Genomic DNA, 16,256 nt, shown 5'->3' with positions numbered 1-16,256 from the left:
CCCGCACAGGTTGGGAAAGCCCGCAGGGGAAACCCGCAGGGAGACTGAAGGCGAGCGATGCCGACGATCAATCAGCTGATCCGTAATCCGCGGGTCCCGCAGCGGGCGCGCAAGAAGGTTCCGGCCCTGCAACAGAGCCCGCAGAAGCGCGGCGTCTGCACGCGCGTCTACACGACGACGCCGAAAAAGCCGAACTCGGCGCTCCGCAAGGTCGCCAAGGTTCGCCTCACCAACGGCTTCGAGGTGATCGGTTACATCCCGGGCGAGGGCCACAACTTGCAGGAGCACTCGGTCGTGATGATCCGCGGCGGCCGCGTGAAGGACCTGCCGGGCGTGCGTTACCACATCCTGCGTGGCGTGCTGGATACCCAGGGCGTCAAGAACCGCAAGCAGCGCCGCTCGAAGTACGGCGCCAAGCGGCCGAAGTGACCTGAGCCCAGCGAAGGTCCTCCTCGGGCGAGCCCTGAGGAATTCGAACCGAGGAATTCTGACGTGGATGGCCGGACGAGCCCGGCCATGACGAAGGAAAGAAGAGCATGTCCCGCCGCCACCGTGCCGACAAGCGTGAAATCCTTCCGGACCCCAAGTTCGGGAACGTGGTCGTCACCAAGTTCATGAACTCGATCATGTACGCCGGCAAGAAGTCGGCCGCGGAGGCGATCGTCTATGGCGCCTTCGACATCATCGAAGGCAAGACCAAGACCAACCCGCTGTCGGTGTTCCAGCAGGCGCTGGACAACGTGATGCCGGCCATCGAGGTCCGCTCGCGGCGCGTCGGCGGCGCCACCTATCAGGTGCCGGTCGAGGTTCGCACCGATCGCCGCCAGGCGCTCGGCATCCGCTGGCTGATCTCCGCGGCCCGCGACCGCAACGAGAAGACCATGACCGAGCGGCTCTCGGCCGAGCTGCTCGACGCCTCCAACAACCGCGGCAATGCCGTGAAGAAGCGCGAGGATACGCACCGCATGGCGGAAGCGAACCGCGCCTTTTCGCACTACCGCTGGTGACGCGGGCGAGACCCAGGAACATCGAAGGATACCCCCATGCCCCGCGCGCATCCGATCGAGGACTACCGCAACTTCGGCATCATGGCGCACATCGATGCCGGCAAGACGACGACCACGGAGCGCATCCTCTACTACACCGGCAAGAGCCATAAGCTCGGCGAGGTCCACGAGGGCGCGGCCACCATGGACTGGATGGAGCAGGAGCAGGAGCGCGGCATCACCATCACGTCGGCCGCGACGACGGCGTTCTGGCGCAACAAGCGCCTGAACATCATCGACACGCCCGGGCACGTCGACTTCACCATCGAGGTGGAGCGCAGCCTGCGCGTGCTCGACGGCGCCGTATGCGTGCTCGACTCCAACCAGGGCGTCGAGCCGCAGACCGAGACGGTCTGGCGTCAGGGCGACAAGTACAAGGTTCCGCGGATCGTCTTCTGCAACAAGATGGACAAGATCGGGGCCGATTTCTTCAAGTGCCTCGACGACATCAAGGTCCGCCTCGGGGCCAAGCCGGTGGCGATCCAGCTGCCGATCGGCGCCGAGAGCCAGTTCAAGGGCCTCGTCGACCTGATCCGCATGGTCGGCGTGGTGTGGAACGACGAGGCGCTCGGCTCGCAGTACGAGGACGTCGAGATTCCGGCCGACATGCTCGACAAGGCCAAGGAATATCGCGAGCTGATGATCGAGGCCGCCGTCGAGCTCGACGACGACGCGATGACCGCTTACCTCGAGGGCCAGGAGCCCGACGAGGCGACCCTGCGGGCGCTGATCCGCAAGGCCGTGGTCACCGGCGCGTTCTATCCGGTGCTGTGCGGCTCGGCCTTCAAGAACAAGGGCGTGCAGCCGCTGCTGGACGCCGTGGTGGACTTCCTGCCGTCGCCCGTCGACGTGCCCGCCATCAAGGGCGTCGATCCCAAGGGCAACGAGGTGGTGCGCCACTCGACCGACCAGGAGCCCCTGGCCGCGCTCGCCTTCAAGATCATGGACGACCCCTTCGTCGGCACCATCACGTTCTGCCGCATCTACTCGGGCGTCCTCCAGAGCGGCACCGGCGTCATCAACTCCACGCGCGAGCGCAAGGAGCGCATCGGCCGCATGCTGCTGATGCACGCCAACAACCGCGAGGACATCAAGGAAGCCTACGCGGGCGACATCGTGGCGCTGGCCGGCCTCAAGGAGGCCCGCACCGGCGATACGCTGTGCGATCCGCAGAACCCGGTGATCCTCGAGAAGATGGAGTTCCCGGACCCCGTCATCGAGATCGCCATCGAGCCGAAGTCGAAGGCCGACCAGGAGAAGCTCGGCGTCGCGCTGGCCAAGCTCGCGGCCGAGGACCCGTCGTTCCGGGTGTCGACCGATCAGGAGTCCGGCCAGACCATCCTCAAGGGGATGGGCGAGCTGCATCTCGACATCAAGGTCGACATCCTCAAGCGCACCTACAAGGTCGAGGCCAATATCGGTGCCCCGCAGGTGGCGTATCGCGAGAAGATCACCAAGCCGGTGACCATCGAGTACGTCCACAAGAAGCAGACGGGTGGCTCGGGCCAGTTCGCCGGCGTCAAGATCGAGGTGGAGCCGACCGAGCCGGGCTCGGGCTTCGTGTTCGAGAACAAGATCATCGGCGGCGCGGTGCCGAAGGAGTACGTGCCCGGCGTCGAGAAGGGTCTCAACTCGGTTCTCACCTCGGGCGTGCTGGCCGGCTTCCCGGTCGTCGACCTCAAGGTGTCGCTGATCGACGGCAAGTATCACGACGTCGACTCCTCGGCGCTGGCGTTCGAGATCGCGTCGCGTTCGGCGCTGCGTGAGGCTCTGCAAAAGGGCGGATCGGTGCTGCTCGAGCCGATCATGAAGGTCGAGGTCGTGACGCCGGAGGACTACACGGGTTCCGTCATCGGCGATCTCAACTCGCGCCGCGGCCAGATCCAGGGCCAGGACATGCGCGGCAACGCCAACGTGGTGAACGCCATGGTGCCGCTCGCCAACATGTTCGGCTACGTCAATACCCTGCGGTCGATGTCGCAGGGCCGCGCCACGTTCACCATGCAGTTCGACCACTACGAGCAGGTTCCGCAGAACGTGGCTCAGGAGGTCCAGGCCAAGTACGCCTGATCGCGTACCACCGCCCGACGACCACCACGACCGCAACGACACAGACGTCTAGAGGCAACGGAGAGTCCCGATGGCCAAAGAGAAGTTCGAACGTAACAAGCCCCACTGCAACATCGGCACGATCGGGCATGTCGATCACGGCAAGACGACGCTGACGGCCGCGATCACCAAGATCCTCGCCGAGACGGGTGGCGCCACGTTCACGGCCTACGACCAGATCGACAAGGCTCCGGAAGAGAAGGCGCGCGGCATCACCATCTCGACCGCGCATGTCGAGTATCAGACCCAGAAGCGCCACTACGCGCATGTCGACTGCCCCGGGCACGCCGACTACGTGAAGAACATGATCACCGGCGCGGCCCAGATGGACGGCGCCATCCTGGTCGTGTCGGCCGCCGACGGCCCGATGCCGCAGACCCGCGAGCACATCCTGCTCGCCCGCCAGGTCGGCGTGCCGGCGCTCGTCGTGTTCATGAACAAGGTCGACATGGTCGACGATCCGGAGCTCCTGGAGCTGGTCGAGCTCGAGGTTCGTGAGCTCCTGTCCAAGTACAACTTCCCGGGCGACAAGATCCCGATCGTCAAGGGCTCGGCCCTGATGGCGCTCGAGGGCAAGGACGAGAAGCTCGGCAAGGAGGCCATCCTCGAGCTGATGCGTCAGGTCGACGACTACATCCCGCAGCCGGAGCGTCCGAAGGATCAGCCCTTCCTGATGCCGGTCGAGGACGTGTTCTCGATCTCGGGCCGCGGCACCGTGGTGACCGGCCGTATCGAGCGCGGCGTGGTCAAGGTCGGCGAGGAAGTCGAGATCGTCGGCATCCGTCCGACCGTCAAGACCACCGTCACCGGCGTCGAGATGTTCCGCAAGCTGCTCGACCAGGGCGAGGCGGGCGACAACGTCGGCTGCCTGCTGCGCGGCACCAAGCGCGAGGACGTGGAGCGCGGCCAGGTGCTGTGCAAGCCCGGCTCCGTGAAGCCGCACACCAAGTTCAAGGCCGAGGCCTACATCCTCACCAAGGAGGAGGGCGGTCGCCACACGCCGTTCTTCACCAACTACCGCCCGCAGTTCTACTTCCGCACCACCGACGTGACCGGCGTCGTGCATCTGCCGGAAGGCACCGAGATGGTGATGCCGGGCGACAACATTGCCATGACGGTCGAGCTGATCGTGCCGATCGCCATGGAGGAGAAGCTGCGCTTCGCCATCCGTGAGGGTGGCCGCACGGTCGGCGCCGGCGTCGTCGCCAGCATCATCGAGTAGGGGCGAATAGCGAATGGGGAGTAGCGAACGGCGGGTTCGCTACTCGCTACTCGCTACTCTCTATTCGCCACCGATAGTCAATACTCGCGCCTGATCGAGGCAGAGAGACCATGAACGGCCAGAACATCAGAATTCGCCTCAAGGCGTTCGATCACCGGATTCTCGACGCCTCGACGCGCGAGATCGTGGCGACCGCGAAGCGGACCGGCGCCCAGGTGCGCGGTCCGATTCCGCTGCCGACCAAGATCGAGAAGTTCACCGTCAATCGCTCGCCGCACGTCGACAAGAAGAGCCGCGAGCAATTCGAGATGCGCACCCACAAGCGGCTGCTCGACATCGTCGATCCGACTCCGCAGACCGTCGACGCCTTGATGAAGCTCGACCTCGCCGCCGGCGTGGACGTCGAGATCAAGCTCTAAGGCGCCACACGGCAGAGCGCAGAAAAGGACGAGAACGATGCGTTCCGGTGTGATCGCACAAAAGGTCGGCATGACCCGCATCTACACGGATGGGGGTGAGCACGTGCCTGTCACGGTGCTCAGGCTCGCGAACTGTCAGGTCGTGGCCCACCGCACCCGAGAGAAGAACGGCTACGTGGCGATGCAGCTCGGCGCCGGATCGCGCAAGCCGAAGAATGTCAGCAAGGCCGAGCGCGGCCACTTCGCCGTCGCCAAGGTCGAGCCGAAGCGCGAGATGGTCGAGTTCCGCGTCAACGACGACGGGCTGATCCCGGTTGGTGCCGAGATCACGGCGGACCACTTCGTGGTCGGCCAGTTCGTCGACGTGACCGGCACGTCGATCGGCAAGGGCTATGCCGGCCCGATGAAGCGGTGGAACTTCGGCGGCCTTCGCGCCAGCCACGGCGTGTCGATCTCGCATCGCTCGCACGGCTCCACCGGCGGCCGTCAGGACCCGGGCAAGACCTTCAAGAACAAGAAGATGGCCGGCCATCTCGGCGTCGAGCGGGTGACCACCCTCAATCTCAAGGTGGTGCAGACCGACGTCAATCGCGGCCTGATCCTGGTCGAAGGCGCCGTGCCCGGCGCGAAGGGCGGCTGGATCACGGTGCGTGACGCCGCCAAGAAGTCGCTGCCGAAGGACGCACCGCGGCCCGGCAAGTTCCGGCTGCCGTCCGGCGACGGTGAGGCGGCGGACGCTCAGGCGGCCGAGGCTCAGGCGGCGGCGCCCGGCGAGGGAGCGTGATATGGACATGGAAGTGAAGACCCTCGACGGTGGCGCCGCCGGCTCGATCCAGCTCGATGCCGAGATCTTCGGGCTGGAGCCGCGCGCCGACCTGATCCAGCGCTGCATCGTGTGGCAGCTGTCGCGCCGTCAGCGCGGCACCCACGCGGTCAAGAACCGCGCCGAGATCTGGCGGACCGGCAAGAAGATGTACAAGCAGAAGGGCACCGGCAGTGCCCGCCACGGCTCGGCCCGCGTGCCGCAGTTCCGCGGCGGTGGCCGGGCCTTCGGGCCGCAGGTCCGCAGCCACGCCATCGACCTGCCCAAGAAGGTGCGGGCGCTGGCGCTGCGCCACGCGCTGTCGGCCAAGGCGAAGGACGGCGGCATCGTGGTGCTCGATCGCGCCGCGCTGGACGACGGCAAGACCAAGACCCTGAAGGCGCATTTCGAGAAGCTCGGCGTCCGCAACGCGCTGATCGTCGACGGGGCCGAGCTCGAGTCGAAGTTCACGCTGGCGGCCCGCAACATCCCGAACATCGACGTGCTGCCCATCCAGGGCATCAACGTCTACGACATCCTGCGTCGCAACACGCTCGTGCTGACTCGCGCCGCGGTGGATGCGCTGGAGGCGCGCTTCAAATGAGCACCCGTGACCCGCGCCACTACGACGTCATCGTCAGCCCGATCATCACCGAGAAGGCGACGACGGCATCGGAGAACAACCAGGTCCTGTTCAACGTTCGCAAGACCGCGACCAAGCCGCAGATCAAGGACGCGGTGGAGAAGCTGTTCGACGTCAAGGTGAAGGCCGTCAACACGCTGATCCGCAAGGGCAAGCTGCGGCGCTTCCGTGGCGTCAAGGGCGAGCTGTCGGACGTCAAGAAAGCGATCGTGACCCTCGAAGAGGGGCACCGGATCGACGTGACCACGGGGCTCTAGGGGAACCGCGATGGCACTCAAGACTTTCAAGCCGACGACGCCCGGACAGCGGCAGCTCGTCATCGTCGACCGCTCCGGCCTGCACGCCGGCAAGCCGGTCAAGGCGCTGACGGTTGGCAAGTCGTCGAGCGGCGGCCGCAACAACAACGGGCGCATCACGGTTCGGTTTCGCGGCGGCGGCCACAAGCGGACGCTGCGCACGGTCGATTTCCGGCGTCGCAAGTTCGACCAGCCGGCGCGGGTCGAGCGGCTGGAGTACGACCCCAACCGCACCGCGTTCCTGGCGCTGATCAAGTACGAGGACGGCGAGCTCGCCTACATCCTGGCGCCGCAGCGCCTGGCCGTGGGTGACCAGGTGGTGGCGGGCGAGCATGTCGACGTGAAGCCCGGCAATGCGATGCCGCTGGCCTCGATGCCGATCGGCACGATCGTCCACAATGTCGAGCTGAAGATCGGCAAGGGCGGGCAGATCGCGCGCTCGGCCGGCACCTACGCCCAGATCGTCGGTCGCGACCGCGACTACGTGATCCTGCGCCTCAACTCGTCCGAGCAGCGGCTCGTGCATGGCCGTTGCATGGCGACGGTCGGCGCCGTGTCGAACCCGGACCACATGAACACGTCGATCGGCAAGGCCGGTCGATCCCGGTGGCTCGGCCAGCGTCCGCACAATCGCGGCGTCACGATGAACCCGGTCGATCATCCGCATGGCGGCGGCGAAGGCCGCACCTCGGGCGGTCGGCATCCGGTGACTCCGTGGGGCTTCCCGACCAAGGGCAAGAAGACCCGCAAGAACAAGAGCACCACGAAGTTCATCGTTTCGAGCCGCCACGCGCGGAAGAAGAAGTAAGGAAGCACGAGATGGCGCGCTCCGTTTGGAAAGGTCCGTTCGTCGACGGCTATCTGCTGAAGAAGGCGGAAACCGCCCGCGCATCCGGCCGGCACGACGTGATCAAGATCTGGTCGCGGCGTTCGACGATCCTGCCGCAGTTCGTCGGGCTCACCTTCGGGGTCCACAACGGGCACAAGCACGTCCCCGTGCTGGTGACCGAGGAGATGGTCGGGCACAAGTTCGGCGAGTTCTCGCCGACCCGCACCTTCCACGGTCACTCCGGCGACAAGAAAGCCAAGCGGGCGTGAGCCGAGGACGATAAACGATGAGCAAGACAGCACGCCCGCGCAGCCTCGCCGACAACGAGGCCAAGGCGGTCGCCCGGATGCTCCGGGTGTCGCCGCAGAAGCTCAATCTGGTCGCGCAGCTCATTCGCGGCAAGAAGGTGCAGACGGCGCTCGCGGATCTCGAGTTCTCGCGCAAGCGGATCGCGCGCGACGTCCGCAAGTGCCTCCAGTCGGCGATCGCCAACGCCGAGAACAACCACGATCTCGATATCGACGATCTGGTCGTCTCGCAGGCGCATGTCGGCAAGGCGCTGGTGATCAAGCGGTTCGTGCCGCGCGGCCGCGGTCGCTCCGGCAAGATCATGAAACCCTTCTCGCACCTGACGATCGTCGTCCGTCAGGTCGAAGCCAGCGCATCGTAAGGAGAGGCCCCATGGGTCAGAAGGTCAATCCGATCGGGCTTCGCCTCGGGATCAACCGCACCTGGGATTCGCGCTGGTTCGCGGGCAAGAACGAGTACGGCAAGCTGATGCACGAGGACATGGCGATCCGCGCCGAGCTGCATAAGCAGCTCAAGCAGGCGGCGGTGTCGCGCATCGTGATCGAGCGGCCGCACAAGAAGTGCCGCGTCACCATCCACTCGGCCCGTCCGGGCGTGGTGATCGGCAAGAAGGGCGCCGACATCGAGAAGCTGCGCCGCAAGGTGGCGTCGCTCACCAATTCGGACGTCGTGCTGAACATCGTCGAGATCCGCAAGCCGGAGCTCGACGCCCAGCTGGTCGCCGAGTCGATCGCCCAGCAGCTCGAGCGCCGCGTGGCGTTCCGCCGGGCGATGAAGCGGGCCGTGCAGTCGGCGATCCGCCTCGGCGCCGAGGGCATCCGCATCAACTGCTCCGGCCGGCTCGGCGGCGCCGAGATCGCCCGCATGGAGTGGTACCGCGAGGGGCGGGTGCCGCTGCACACGCTGCGGGCGGACGTCGACTACGGCGTCGCCACGGCGTTCACCACCTACGGCACCTGCGGCGTCAAGGTGTGGATCTTCAAGGGCGAGATTCTCGAGCACGACCCGATGGCGCAGGACAAGCGCGCGGCCGAGAGCGATGCGGGTGGTCGCCCGCGCCGCGACGCGGCCTGATCGGCCCGGCGCGAGAGACAGGAAAGGCGACGATCCATGCTGCAACCGATGCGCACAAAGTTCCGCAAGGCGCACAAGGGCCGCATCCACGGCATCGCGACCAGCGGGACCACCCTGGCGTTCGGCCAGTTCGGACTGAAGGCGATGGCGCCCGAGCGCATCACGGCCCGCCAGATCGAGGCGGCTCGCCGGGCGATGACGCGCCACATGAAGCGCGCCGGGCGGGTGTGGATTCGCATCTACCCGGACGTGCCGATCTCCAAGAAGCCCCTCGAGGTCCGCATGGGCTCGGGCAAGGGCGCGCCGGAGTATTGGGTGGCCCGGGTGAAGCCCGGCCGCATTCTGTTCGAGGTCGACGGCGTCACCAGCGAGGTCGCGCGCGAGGCGCTGACGCTCGCCGCGGCCAAGCTGCCGATCAAGACGCGCTTCATCGAGCGCATCGCCGAGTAGGGACGCCGAACGCCATGTCGACGATCGAAGACTTCCGCGCCATGACGGTCGACCAGCTCGACGACGAGCTGCTCAAGCTGAAGAAGGAGCAGTTCAACCTGCGCTTCCAGAAGGCGACCGGCCAGCTCGAGAACACCTCGCGGGTGCGGCAGGTTCGCCGCGACATCGCCCGCGTCAAGACGGTCGCCCAGGCCAAGCGCGCCTCGGACGTCACGAAGTAAGGAGAACGACGATGCCGAAGCGCATGTTGCAGGGTGTCGTGGTGGGCGACAAGCAGGACAAGACCGTCATCGTGCGGGTCGAGCGTCGTTTCACGCACCCGGTGATGAAGAAGACCGTCCGGCGGTCGAAGAAGTACCACGCACACGACGAGACGAATCAGTATGCCGTGGGCGACACCGTATGGATCGAAGAGCACAGCCCGATTTCCAAGCTGAAGCGGTGGGCTGTCGTCCAAGGCGAGAAGCGCGCGAAGTAGACCGCGCACTCAGACACGAAAGAATTAGAGGCGGCTCATGATCCAGATGCAGACCAATCTCGACGTGGCGGACAACTCCGGCGCGCGCCGTGTCATGTGCATCAAGGTGCTGGGCGGCTCGAAGCGCAAGTACGCGACCATCGGGGACGTCATCGTGGTGTCCGTGAAGGAGGCGATCCCGCGCGGCCGCGTGAAGAAGGGCGACGTCATGAAGGCGGTCGTCGTGCGGGTGGCGAAGGACATTCGCCGGCCCGACGGCTCGGTGATCCGGTTCGACCGGAACGCCGCGGTGCTGATCAACCCGCAGATGGAGCCGGTCGGGACTCGTATCTTCGGCCCGGTGCCGCGCGAGCTTCGTGCCAAGAACCACATGAAGATCATTTCGCTCGCCCCGGAGGTTCTGTGATGGCTGCGAAGATTCGCAAGGGCGACAAGGTCGTCGTGCTCACCGGGCGCGACAAGGGCCGCACCGGCGAGGTGATCGAGGTGCGTCCGACCGAGAACCGTGCGCTCGTGCGCGGCGTCAACATGGTCAAGCGTCACCAGCGCCAGTCCGCCAACCAGGAAGGCGGCATCATCTCCAAGGAGGCGCCGGTGCATCTGTCCAACCTGGCGGTCGCCGATCCCAAGGACGGCAAGCCCACCCGCATCGGGTTCAAGGTGCTGGCCGACGGCAAGAAGGTGCGGGTCGCCAAGCGTTCGGGAGCCGAGATCAATGGCTGACAAGGACAAGAAGGACGCCAAGAAGGCCGGCAAGCCGGACCCGAAGGCCGAGAAGGGCGCGAAGGCCGCTGCCCCGAAGACCGACAAGGGCGCCGCCAAGACCGAGAAGGCTGCCGCGAAGCCGGCGGCTCCCGCCGTCGAGGAGCCGAAGGGTCCGTCGCGCCTGCGCGTCCAGTACGACCAGGTCGTCAAGGCGAAGCTGACCGAGCAGTTCGGCTACAAGAACCAGTTCCAGGTGCCCAAGATCACCAAGATCGTGATCAACATGGGTGTCGGTGAGGGCGTCGCGGACCGCAAGAAGGTCGAGCAGGCGGCCGCCGATCTGGCGCTGATCGCGGGCCAGCGGCCGGTGATCACCAAGGCGCGCAAGTCCATCGCCACCTTCAAGGTGCGCGAGGGGCAGGCGATCGGCTGCAAGGTGACGTTGCGCAAGGACCGGATGTACGAGTTCGTCGACCGGCTGATCAACATCGCGCTGCCGCGCGTCCGCGACTTCCGCGGCCTCAATCCGAAGAGCTTCGACGGCGGCGGCAACTACACGCTCGGGGTCAAGGAGCACATCGTGTTCCCCGAGATCGACTACGACAAGGTGGCCGAGGTGTGGGGCATGGACATCACCGTCTGCACCACCGCACGCAGCGACGCGGAAGGCCGCGCCCTGCTGGCCGCTTTCAACTTCCCGTTCCGGCAGTGAGTCGGACTGACGTTCCGTCTCAAACGCGGAGTTAGGAGCATCGCATGGCGAAGAAGAGCTCTGTCGAGAAGAACGAGCACCGGCGCAAGCTCGTCGCCCAGCAGGCGGCGAAGCGTGCGCGTCTGAAGGCCGAGGCCAACGACAAGGACAAGCCGATGGAGGAGCGCTTCGCCGCGACCCTCAAGCTCGCGGAGATGCCGCGCAACGGCTCGAAGACCCGCATCCGCAACCGCTGCGACGTGACGGGCCGGCCGCGCGCCTACTACCGGAAGCTCAAGATGAGCCGGATCGCGCTGCGCGAGCTCGGGTCGAAGGGCCTGATCCCCGGCCTCCTGAAGTCGAGCTGGTGAGGAGGGCGCCGCGATGAACGATCCGATCGGCGATATGATCACCCGGATTCGCAACGCGCAGATGCGGGCGAAGTCGAAGGTCTCGACCCCCGGCTCCCGGCTGCGCGCGAGCGTCCTCGAGGTGCTCAAGAGCGAAGGCTACATCCGCGACTTCTCGACCACCGAGCACGCCGACGGGCGCACCGAGTTCGAGATCGAGCTGAAGTATTTCGACGGTGCTCCGGTGATCCGTGAGATCGCCCGGGTGTCGAAGCCGGGCCGCCGCGTCTACGCCTCGGTGAAGGCGCTGCCGCGGGTGAACAACGGCCTCGGGGTGGCCATCGTGTCGACCCCGAAGGGCGTCATGGCCGACCACGCCGCGCGCGACGCCAACGTGGGCGGCGAGATTCTCTGCACGGTGTTCTAGAGGGGCCAGCATGTCTCGCATCGGCAAGAAGGCGGTGCCGGTCCCCACCGGGGTCACCGCCAATATCGAGGGGCAGACCGTCAAGGCGAAGGGCCCGAAGGGCGCTCTTCAGCTCGTGCTGCCCGACGACGTCGTGATCAAGATGGAGGAGGGGACCGTCAAGGTCGACCCTCGCAACGAGACCAAGCGGGCGCGCTCCATGTGGGGCACCTCGCGCACCCTCGTCTCCAACCTGTTCACCGGGGTGACCAAGGGCTTCGAGCAGAAGCTGGAGATCGTCGGCGTCGGCTACCGCGCGTCGGTGCAGGGCAAGAACCTGCAACTCGCGCTCGGCTACAGCCACGACGTCGTCTATCCGATCCCCGAGGGGATCGCGATCACGACGCCGAAGCCCACCGAGGTGCTGATCGCCGGCATCGACAAGCAGAAGGTCGGCCAGGTGGCCGCCGAGATCCGGGCGTTCCGCCCGCCCGAGCCCTACAAGGGCAAGGGCGTCAAGTACGCGGGCGAATACATCTTCCGCAAGGAAGGCAAGAAGAAATAGCGGAGCGCAGGATGTCCAGGCTCAATATCAAGACTGCGCGTCGCACCAGTCGGGTTCGTCGCGCCCTCAAGGCGGCCGCCGGCGATCGCCTGCGGCTGTCGGTGTTCCGCTCGTCGAAGCACATCTACGCCCAGGTCATCGACGACCGGCAGGGGGTCACGGTCGCGGCCGCCTCGTCGCTCGAGAAGGACCTGCGGTCGACCCTCAAGACCGGCGCCGACACCGAGGCCGCCAAGGCCATCGGCAAGCTGATCGCCGAGCGGGCGGTCGCCAAGGGCGTCAAGGACGTGATCTTCGATCGCGGCGGCTACATCTATCACGGCCGCGTCAAAGCGCTGGCCGACGGCGCCCGCGAGGGCGGGCTGAATTTCTAGGGCGATGACGGGCGATCGCCCGAGGGAGACGGTTTCAGATGGCACGTGAACACGGACGCGACCGTGACGAGCGGGACAGCGAGTTCACCGACAAGCTGGTCCACATCAACCGCGTCGCCAAGGTGGTGAAGGGCGGACGGCGCTTCGGCTTCGCGGCGCTGGTGGTGGTCGGCGATCAGAAGGGCCGCGTCGGCTTCGGCCACGGCAAGGCCCGCGAGGTGCCCGAGGCGATCCGCAAGGCGACCGATGCGGCCAAGCGCGGCCTCATCCGGGTGCCGCTGCGCGAGGGCCGCACCCTGCACCACGACGTGGCGGGTCGCCACGGCGCCGGCAAGGTGTATCTGCGCGCCGCGCCTCCCGGCACCGGCATCATCGCGGGCGGCCCGATGCGCGCCGTCTTCGAGACGCTCGGCATGCAGGACGTGGTGGCGAAGTCGATCGGCTCGTCCAACCCGTACAACATGGTGCGCGCCACCTTCGATGCCCTGAAGCACCAGGATTCGCCGCGGTCCGTCGCGGCCCGGCGCAACATCAAGGTGTCGGCCCTCCAGTCGCGTCGCCGCGAGGGCGCCGACGACCAGGCCGCCAGCGAGTGATGCGGCAGGGGAGATCCACGATGGCGACCGAGTCCAAGACCGTTCGGGTCCAGCAGACGGGCAGCCCGATCCGCCGCCGCCACGATCAGCGCGAGACGCTGATCGGGCTCGGCCTCAACCGTATCGGCCGGGTGTCGGAGCTTCCGGACACCCCGTCGGTGCGTGGCATGATCAGCAAGGTCGGCCACCTGGTCCGGGTGATCGACGAGAAGTGAGGCGCGAGGCGGCCGGGGCCGGTCCCCGGCCGGTCGGCCGGCGCAACCGGGGGGCGGGCGCCCGACAGCCTGTCATTCGCCCGCCGAGCATCGATCCGCCGACCGTCGGCCCGCCGACCGCGCGCGACCCGAGACGACCGAGGAAGAACCATGAAGCTCAACGAGATCGCCGACAAGCCGGGCGCCCGCAAGGGGCGCATGCGGGTCGGTCGCGGCATCGGCTCCGGCAAGGGCAAGACCGGCGGGCGTGGCGGCAAGGGCCAGACCGCGCGCACCGGCGTCGCCATCAAGGGGTTCGAGGGCGGCCAGATGCCGCTGCATCGGCGCCTGCCGAAGCGCGGCTTCAACAACATCTTCGCGCTGACCCTGAACGAGGTGAACCTCGGCCGGGTGCAGCAGGCGGTCGACAAGGGCCGGCTCGATGCGAGCGCGGTGATCGACGTGGCTGCGCTGGTCGAGGCCGGCGTGCTGCGCCGCGCCCGCGACGGGGTCCGCCTGCTCGGCGGTGGCGAGCTGACCAGCAAGCTGCAATTCGAGGTCCACGGTGCGTCGCAGTCGGCGATCGCCGCGGTCGAGAAGCTCGGCGGCACCGTGACGGTGCTGGCGCCGCGAAAAGAGACGGGCGAACAGGCCGGTTGATCCTTATATTGCGGGTCACGCCGGGCGGGTGACACCGCCGGACGCGGGCAACCGGAGCCTCGGACATGGTTTCTGCAGCAGAGCAACTGGCAGCCAACCTCAACTTCTCGGCCCTCGCCAAGGCCGAGGAGCTGAAGAAGCGTATTTGGTTCACGCTCGGGGCTCTGCTGGTCTACCGGCTCGGCACCTACATCCCGCTGCCCGGCATCGATCCCGGGCAATGGGACCAGATCTTCCGCACGCAAGCGGGCGGAATCCTCGGCATGTTCAACATGTTCGCGGGCGGCGGCATCCACCGGATGGCGATCTTCGCCCTCAACATCATGCCGTACATCTCGGCCTCGATCATCATCCAGCTCCTGACCACGGTCTCGCCGACGCTCGAGAACCTCAAGAAGGAAGGCGAGCAGGGCCGCAAGGTCATCAACCAGTACACCCGCTACCTCACCGTCGTGCTGTCGGTCTTCCAGGCTTACGGCATCTCGGTCGGCCTCGAAGGGGCGGGGTCGGTGGTGTCCGATCCGGGCTGGTTCTTCCGCATCTCCACCGTCATCACCCTGACGGGTGGCACCATGTTCCTGATGTGGCTGGGCGAGCAGATCACCGCCCGCGGCATCGGCAACGGCATCTCGCTGATCATCCTGGCCGGCATCGTGGCGGAGCTGCCCGGCGCGCTGGTCGGCATGTTCGAGCTCGGCCGTCAGGGCGCGCTGTCGACCGGCATCATCCTGCTCATCATGGTGATGGCCGTCGTGGTGATCGGCTTCATCGTGTTCATGGAGCGGGCGCAGCGCCGGCTGCTGATCCAGTATCCGAAGCGCCAGATCGGCAACCGCATGTTCGAGGGCCAGACCTCGCATCTGCCGCTCAAGCTCAACACCTCGGGCGTCATCCCGCCGATCTTCGCCTCGTCGCTGCTGCTGCTGCCGACCACGGTGGCCAACCTGAACGCCGGGCAGGGGCCCGAGTGGCTGAACATCATCACCACGCAGCTCGGGCATGGCCGGCCGCTGTTCCTGGTTCTCTATATCGGGCTGATCGTCTTCTTCGCCTTCTTCTACACGGCGATCGTGTTCAACCCGACCGAGACGGCCGACAACCTGAAGAAGCACGGCGGCTTCATCCCGGGCATCCGTCCCGGCGAGCGTACCGCCGAGTACATCGACCACGTCCTGTCGCGGATCACCGTGGTGGGCGCCGCCTACCTGGCGGTGGTCTGCCTGATCCCCGAGATCCTGATCTCCTATGCGTCGGTGCCGTTCTACTTCGGTGGCACGTCGCTGCTGATCGTGGTTAGCGTCACCATGGACACCGTGGCCCAGGTGCAGGGCTATCTGCTGGCCCATCAGTACGAGGGCCTGATCAAGAAATCCAAGCTGAGGGGCCGCCGGCGATGAGACTGATCCTCCTCGGACCGCCCGGTGCCGGCAAGGGCACCCAGGCCCAACACCTGGTCCAGGCGCACGGCATCGTCCAGCTCTCGACCGGCGACATGTTGCGCGCCGCCGTCAAGGCCGGTACCCCGGTCGGGCTGGAGGCCAAGGAGATCATGGCGCGCGGCGACCTGGTCCCGGATGCCGTGGTGGTCGCCATCGTGGCCGACCGGATCGGCGAGCCGGACGCCGCCAAGGGCTTCATCCTGGACGGTTTTCCGCGCACCGTGCCGCAGGCCGAGGCGCTCGACCGGATGCTCGCCGAGCGCGGCCTGGCGCTCGACGCCGTGGTGGAGCTCAAGGTCGACGAGCAGGCGCTGCTGGAGCGCGTCGAGAAGCGGGTGCGCGAGATGACGGCGCGCGGCGAGCCGCTGCGGGCGGACGACAATCCCGAGGCCCTGAAGACCCGTCTGGCCGCCTACCGGGCCCAGACGGCGCCGCTCTCGGCCTATTACGAGACCAAGGGAATGCTGCGGACGATCGACGGCATGGCGCCCATCGGGGCGGTCAGCGCGGCGATCGACGCGGTGCTGAAGACGGCCGCGGGGGAGAGCCGATCCACCCCGGCGGCGGTTCGGTGAGGCGAGCCAGGACGGGGTGGCCGG

Annotated in this window: 27 protein-coding genes; all 27 read left to right on the top strand. The window is 66.8% G+C overall.

Translation table 11 applies throughout. The features are described 5' to 3' along the window. Positions 1-57: 57 nt before the first annotated feature. The 27 genes from rpsL to ACFQUV_RS22820 all read left to right on the top strand — a co-directional run bounded on the left by rpsL (position 58) and on the right by ACFQUV_RS22820 (position 16,232). Positions 58-429: a 30S ribosomal protein S12 gene (gene rpsL / locus ACFQUV_RS22950; RefSeq protein WP_008385443.1), complete on the top strand. Its 372-nt coding sequence runs from the start codon at positions 58-60 to the stop codon at positions 427-429. A 107-nt stretch (positions 430-536) separates the two neighbouring features. Further along, the gene (gene rpsG / locus ACFQUV_RS22945) at positions 537-1,007 is read left to right on the top strand and encodes a 30S ribosomal protein S7 (protein ID WP_111383561.1); all 471 of its coding nucleotides are present in this window, start codon (positions 537-539) and stop codon (positions 1,005-1,007) included. 36 nt (positions 1,008-1,043) lie between these two features. Next, the gene (fusA, locus tag ACFQUV_RS22940) at positions 1,044-3,116 is read left to right on the top strand and encodes an elongation factor G (RefSeq protein WP_129609059.1); all 2,073 of its coding nucleotides are present in this window, start codon (positions 1,044-1,046) and stop codon (positions 3,114-3,116) included. A 70-nt stretch (positions 3,117-3,186) separates the two neighbouring features. Continuing rightward, positions 3,187-4,377, top strand: a complete 1,191-nt coding sequence (gene tuf, locus ACFQUV_RS22935; RefSeq protein ID WP_129609060.1) for an elongation factor Tu — start codon at positions 3,187-3,189, stop codon at positions 4,375-4,377. A 110-nt stretch (positions 4,378-4,487) separates the two neighbouring features. Then, entirely contained in the window at positions 4,488-4,796 is a 309-nt protein-coding gene (gene rpsJ / locus ACFQUV_RS22930) for a 30S ribosomal protein S10 (RefSeq protein WP_008385434.1), read from the top strand. Positions 4,797-4,833: 37 nt separating this feature from the next. After that, positions 4,834-5,580 carry a 50S ribosomal protein L3 gene (gene rplC, locus ACFQUV_RS22925; protein WP_129609061.1) on the top strand — a complete coding sequence of 249 codons (747 nt, stop codon included), beginning with the start codon at positions 4,834-4,836 and terminating at the stop codon, positions 5,578-5,580. Between the two features lies 1 nt (position 5,581). Next, positions 5,582-6,202, top strand: a complete 621-nt coding sequence (gene rplD, locus ACFQUV_RS22920) for a 50S ribosomal protein L4 (RefSeq protein WP_111383557.1) — start codon at positions 5,582-5,584, stop codon at positions 6,200-6,202. After that, a complete protein-coding gene (locus ACFQUV_RS22915) occupies positions 6,199-6,498 on the top strand; it encodes a 50S ribosomal protein L23 (protein WP_111383556.1) in 300 nt (99 codons plus the stop codon). The genes rplD and ACFQUV_RS22915 overlap by 4 nt, the downstream gene beginning before the upstream one ends. A 10-nt stretch (positions 6,499-6,508) precedes the next feature. Beyond that, entirely contained in the window at positions 6,509-7,345 is an 837-nt protein-coding gene (rplB, locus tag ACFQUV_RS22910; protein ID WP_111383555.1) for a 50S ribosomal protein L2, read from the top strand. An 11-nt stretch (positions 7,346-7,356) separates the two neighbouring features. Continuing rightward, the gene (gene rpsS / locus ACFQUV_RS22905; RefSeq protein ID WP_111383554.1) at positions 7,357-7,635 is read left to right on the top strand and encodes a 30S ribosomal protein S19; all 279 of its coding nucleotides are present in this window, start codon (positions 7,357-7,359) and stop codon (positions 7,633-7,635) included. Between the two features lie 17 nt (positions 7,636-7,652). Continuing rightward, a complete protein-coding gene (gene rplV / locus ACFQUV_RS22900; protein WP_111383553.1) occupies positions 7,653-8,036 on the top strand; it encodes a 50S ribosomal protein L22 in 384 nt (127 codons plus the stop codon). 11 nt (positions 8,037-8,047) lie between these two features. Continuing rightward, complete coding sequence (rpsC, locus tag ACFQUV_RS22895) at positions 8,048-8,749, top strand: 30S ribosomal protein S3 (protein ID WP_111383552.1); 702 nt, start codon at positions 8,048-8,050, stop codon at positions 8,747-8,749. A gap of 36 nt (positions 8,750-8,785) precedes the next feature. Further along, positions 8,786-9,199, top strand: coding sequence for a 50S ribosomal protein L16 (rplP, locus tag ACFQUV_RS22890; protein ID WP_111383551.1), 414 nt, complete (start codon positions 8,786-8,788; stop codon positions 9,197-9,199). A 14-nt stretch (positions 9,200-9,213) separates the two neighbouring features. Continuing rightward, complete coding sequence (gene rpmC / locus ACFQUV_RS22885; protein WP_111383550.1) at positions 9,214-9,420, top strand: 50S ribosomal protein L29; 207 nt, start codon at positions 9,214-9,216, stop codon at positions 9,418-9,420. A gap of 11 nt (positions 9,421-9,431) precedes the next feature. Next, positions 9,432-9,677: a 30S ribosomal protein S17 gene (gene rpsQ / locus ACFQUV_RS22880; RefSeq protein WP_111383549.1), complete on the top strand. Its 246-nt coding sequence runs from the start codon at positions 9,432-9,434 to the stop codon at positions 9,675-9,677. A 37-nt stretch (positions 9,678-9,714) separates the two neighbouring features. Next, the gene (gene rplN / locus ACFQUV_RS22875) at positions 9,715-10,083 is read left to right on the top strand and encodes a 50S ribosomal protein L14 (protein WP_111383548.1); all 369 of its coding nucleotides are present in this window, start codon (positions 9,715-9,717) and stop codon (positions 10,081-10,083) included. After that, entirely contained in the window at positions 10,083-10,400 is a 318-nt protein-coding gene (gene rplX / locus ACFQUV_RS22870; protein WP_111383547.1) for a 50S ribosomal protein L24, read from the top strand. Before rplN ends, rplX begins: the two co-directional genes overlap by 1 nt. Then, positions 10,393-11,094 carry a 50S ribosomal protein L5 gene (gene rplE, locus ACFQUV_RS22865; protein WP_129609062.1) on the top strand — a complete coding sequence of 234 codons (702 nt, stop codon included), beginning with the start codon at positions 10,393-10,395 and terminating at the stop codon, positions 11,092-11,094. Before rplX ends, rplE begins: the two co-directional genes overlap by 8 nt. A 44-nt stretch (positions 11,095-11,138) precedes the next feature. Then, complete coding sequence (gene rpsN / locus ACFQUV_RS22860) at positions 11,139-11,444, top strand: 30S ribosomal protein S14 (protein ID WP_111383545.1); 306 nt, start codon at positions 11,139-11,141, stop codon at positions 11,442-11,444. A gap of 13 nt (positions 11,445-11,457) precedes the next feature. Next, positions 11,458-11,850 carry a 30S ribosomal protein S8 gene (gene rpsH / locus ACFQUV_RS22855; protein WP_111383544.1) on the top strand — a complete coding sequence of 131 codons (393 nt, stop codon included), beginning with the start codon at positions 11,458-11,460 and terminating at the stop codon, positions 11,848-11,850. A gap of 10 nt (positions 11,851-11,860) precedes the next feature. Continuing rightward, positions 11,861-12,394, top strand: coding sequence for a 50S ribosomal protein L6 (gene rplF / locus ACFQUV_RS22850; RefSeq protein ID WP_111383543.1), 534 nt, complete (start codon positions 11,861-11,863; stop codon positions 12,392-12,394). Positions 12,395-12,405: 11 nt separating this feature from the next. Then, positions 12,406-12,768 (top strand): 50S ribosomal protein L18, encoded by a 363-nt coding sequence (gene rplR / locus ACFQUV_RS22845; RefSeq protein WP_111383542.1) that lies wholly within the window; start codon positions 12,406-12,408, stop codon positions 12,766-12,768. A gap of 38 nt (positions 12,769-12,806) precedes the next feature. Further along, the gene (rpsE, locus tag ACFQUV_RS22840; RefSeq protein WP_111383541.1) at positions 12,807-13,364 is read left to right on the top strand and encodes a 30S ribosomal protein S5; all 558 of its coding nucleotides are present in this window, start codon (positions 12,807-12,809) and stop codon (positions 13,362-13,364) included. Between the two features lie 20 nt (positions 13,365-13,384). Then, positions 13,385-13,579, top strand: a complete 195-nt coding sequence (gene rpmD, locus ACFQUV_RS22835) for a 50S ribosomal protein L30 (protein WP_207211467.1) — start codon at positions 13,385-13,387, stop codon at positions 13,577-13,579. A 150-nt stretch (positions 13,580-13,729) separates the two neighbouring features. Further along, complete coding sequence (rplO, locus tag ACFQUV_RS22830) at positions 13,730-14,218, top strand: 50S ribosomal protein L15 (protein WP_111383539.1); 489 nt, start codon at positions 13,730-13,732, stop codon at positions 14,216-14,218. Between the two features lie 65 nt (positions 14,219-14,283). Beyond that, complete coding sequence (gene secY / locus ACFQUV_RS22825) at positions 14,284-15,615, top strand: preprotein translocase subunit SecY (protein ID WP_111383538.1); 1,332 nt, start codon at positions 14,284-14,286, stop codon at positions 15,613-15,615. Continuing rightward, positions 15,612-16,232, top strand: coding sequence for an adenylate kinase (locus ACFQUV_RS22820; RefSeq protein WP_111383537.1), 621 nt, complete (start codon positions 15,612-15,614; stop codon positions 16,230-16,232). Before secY ends, ACFQUV_RS22820 begins: the two co-directional genes overlap by 4 nt. Positions 16,233-16,256 lie beyond the last annotated feature (24 nt).

Origin of the sequence: Rhodoplanes sp. P11 (assembly GCF_964266735.1) — a bacterium.
Lineage (GTDB): Bacteria > Pseudomonadota > Alphaproteobacteria > Rhizobiales > Xanthobacteraceae > Rhodoplanes > Rhodoplanes serenus.
The sequence above is the reverse complement of the archived record's forward strand: the minus strand, read 5'-3'. Positions and strand labels throughout refer to the sequence as shown.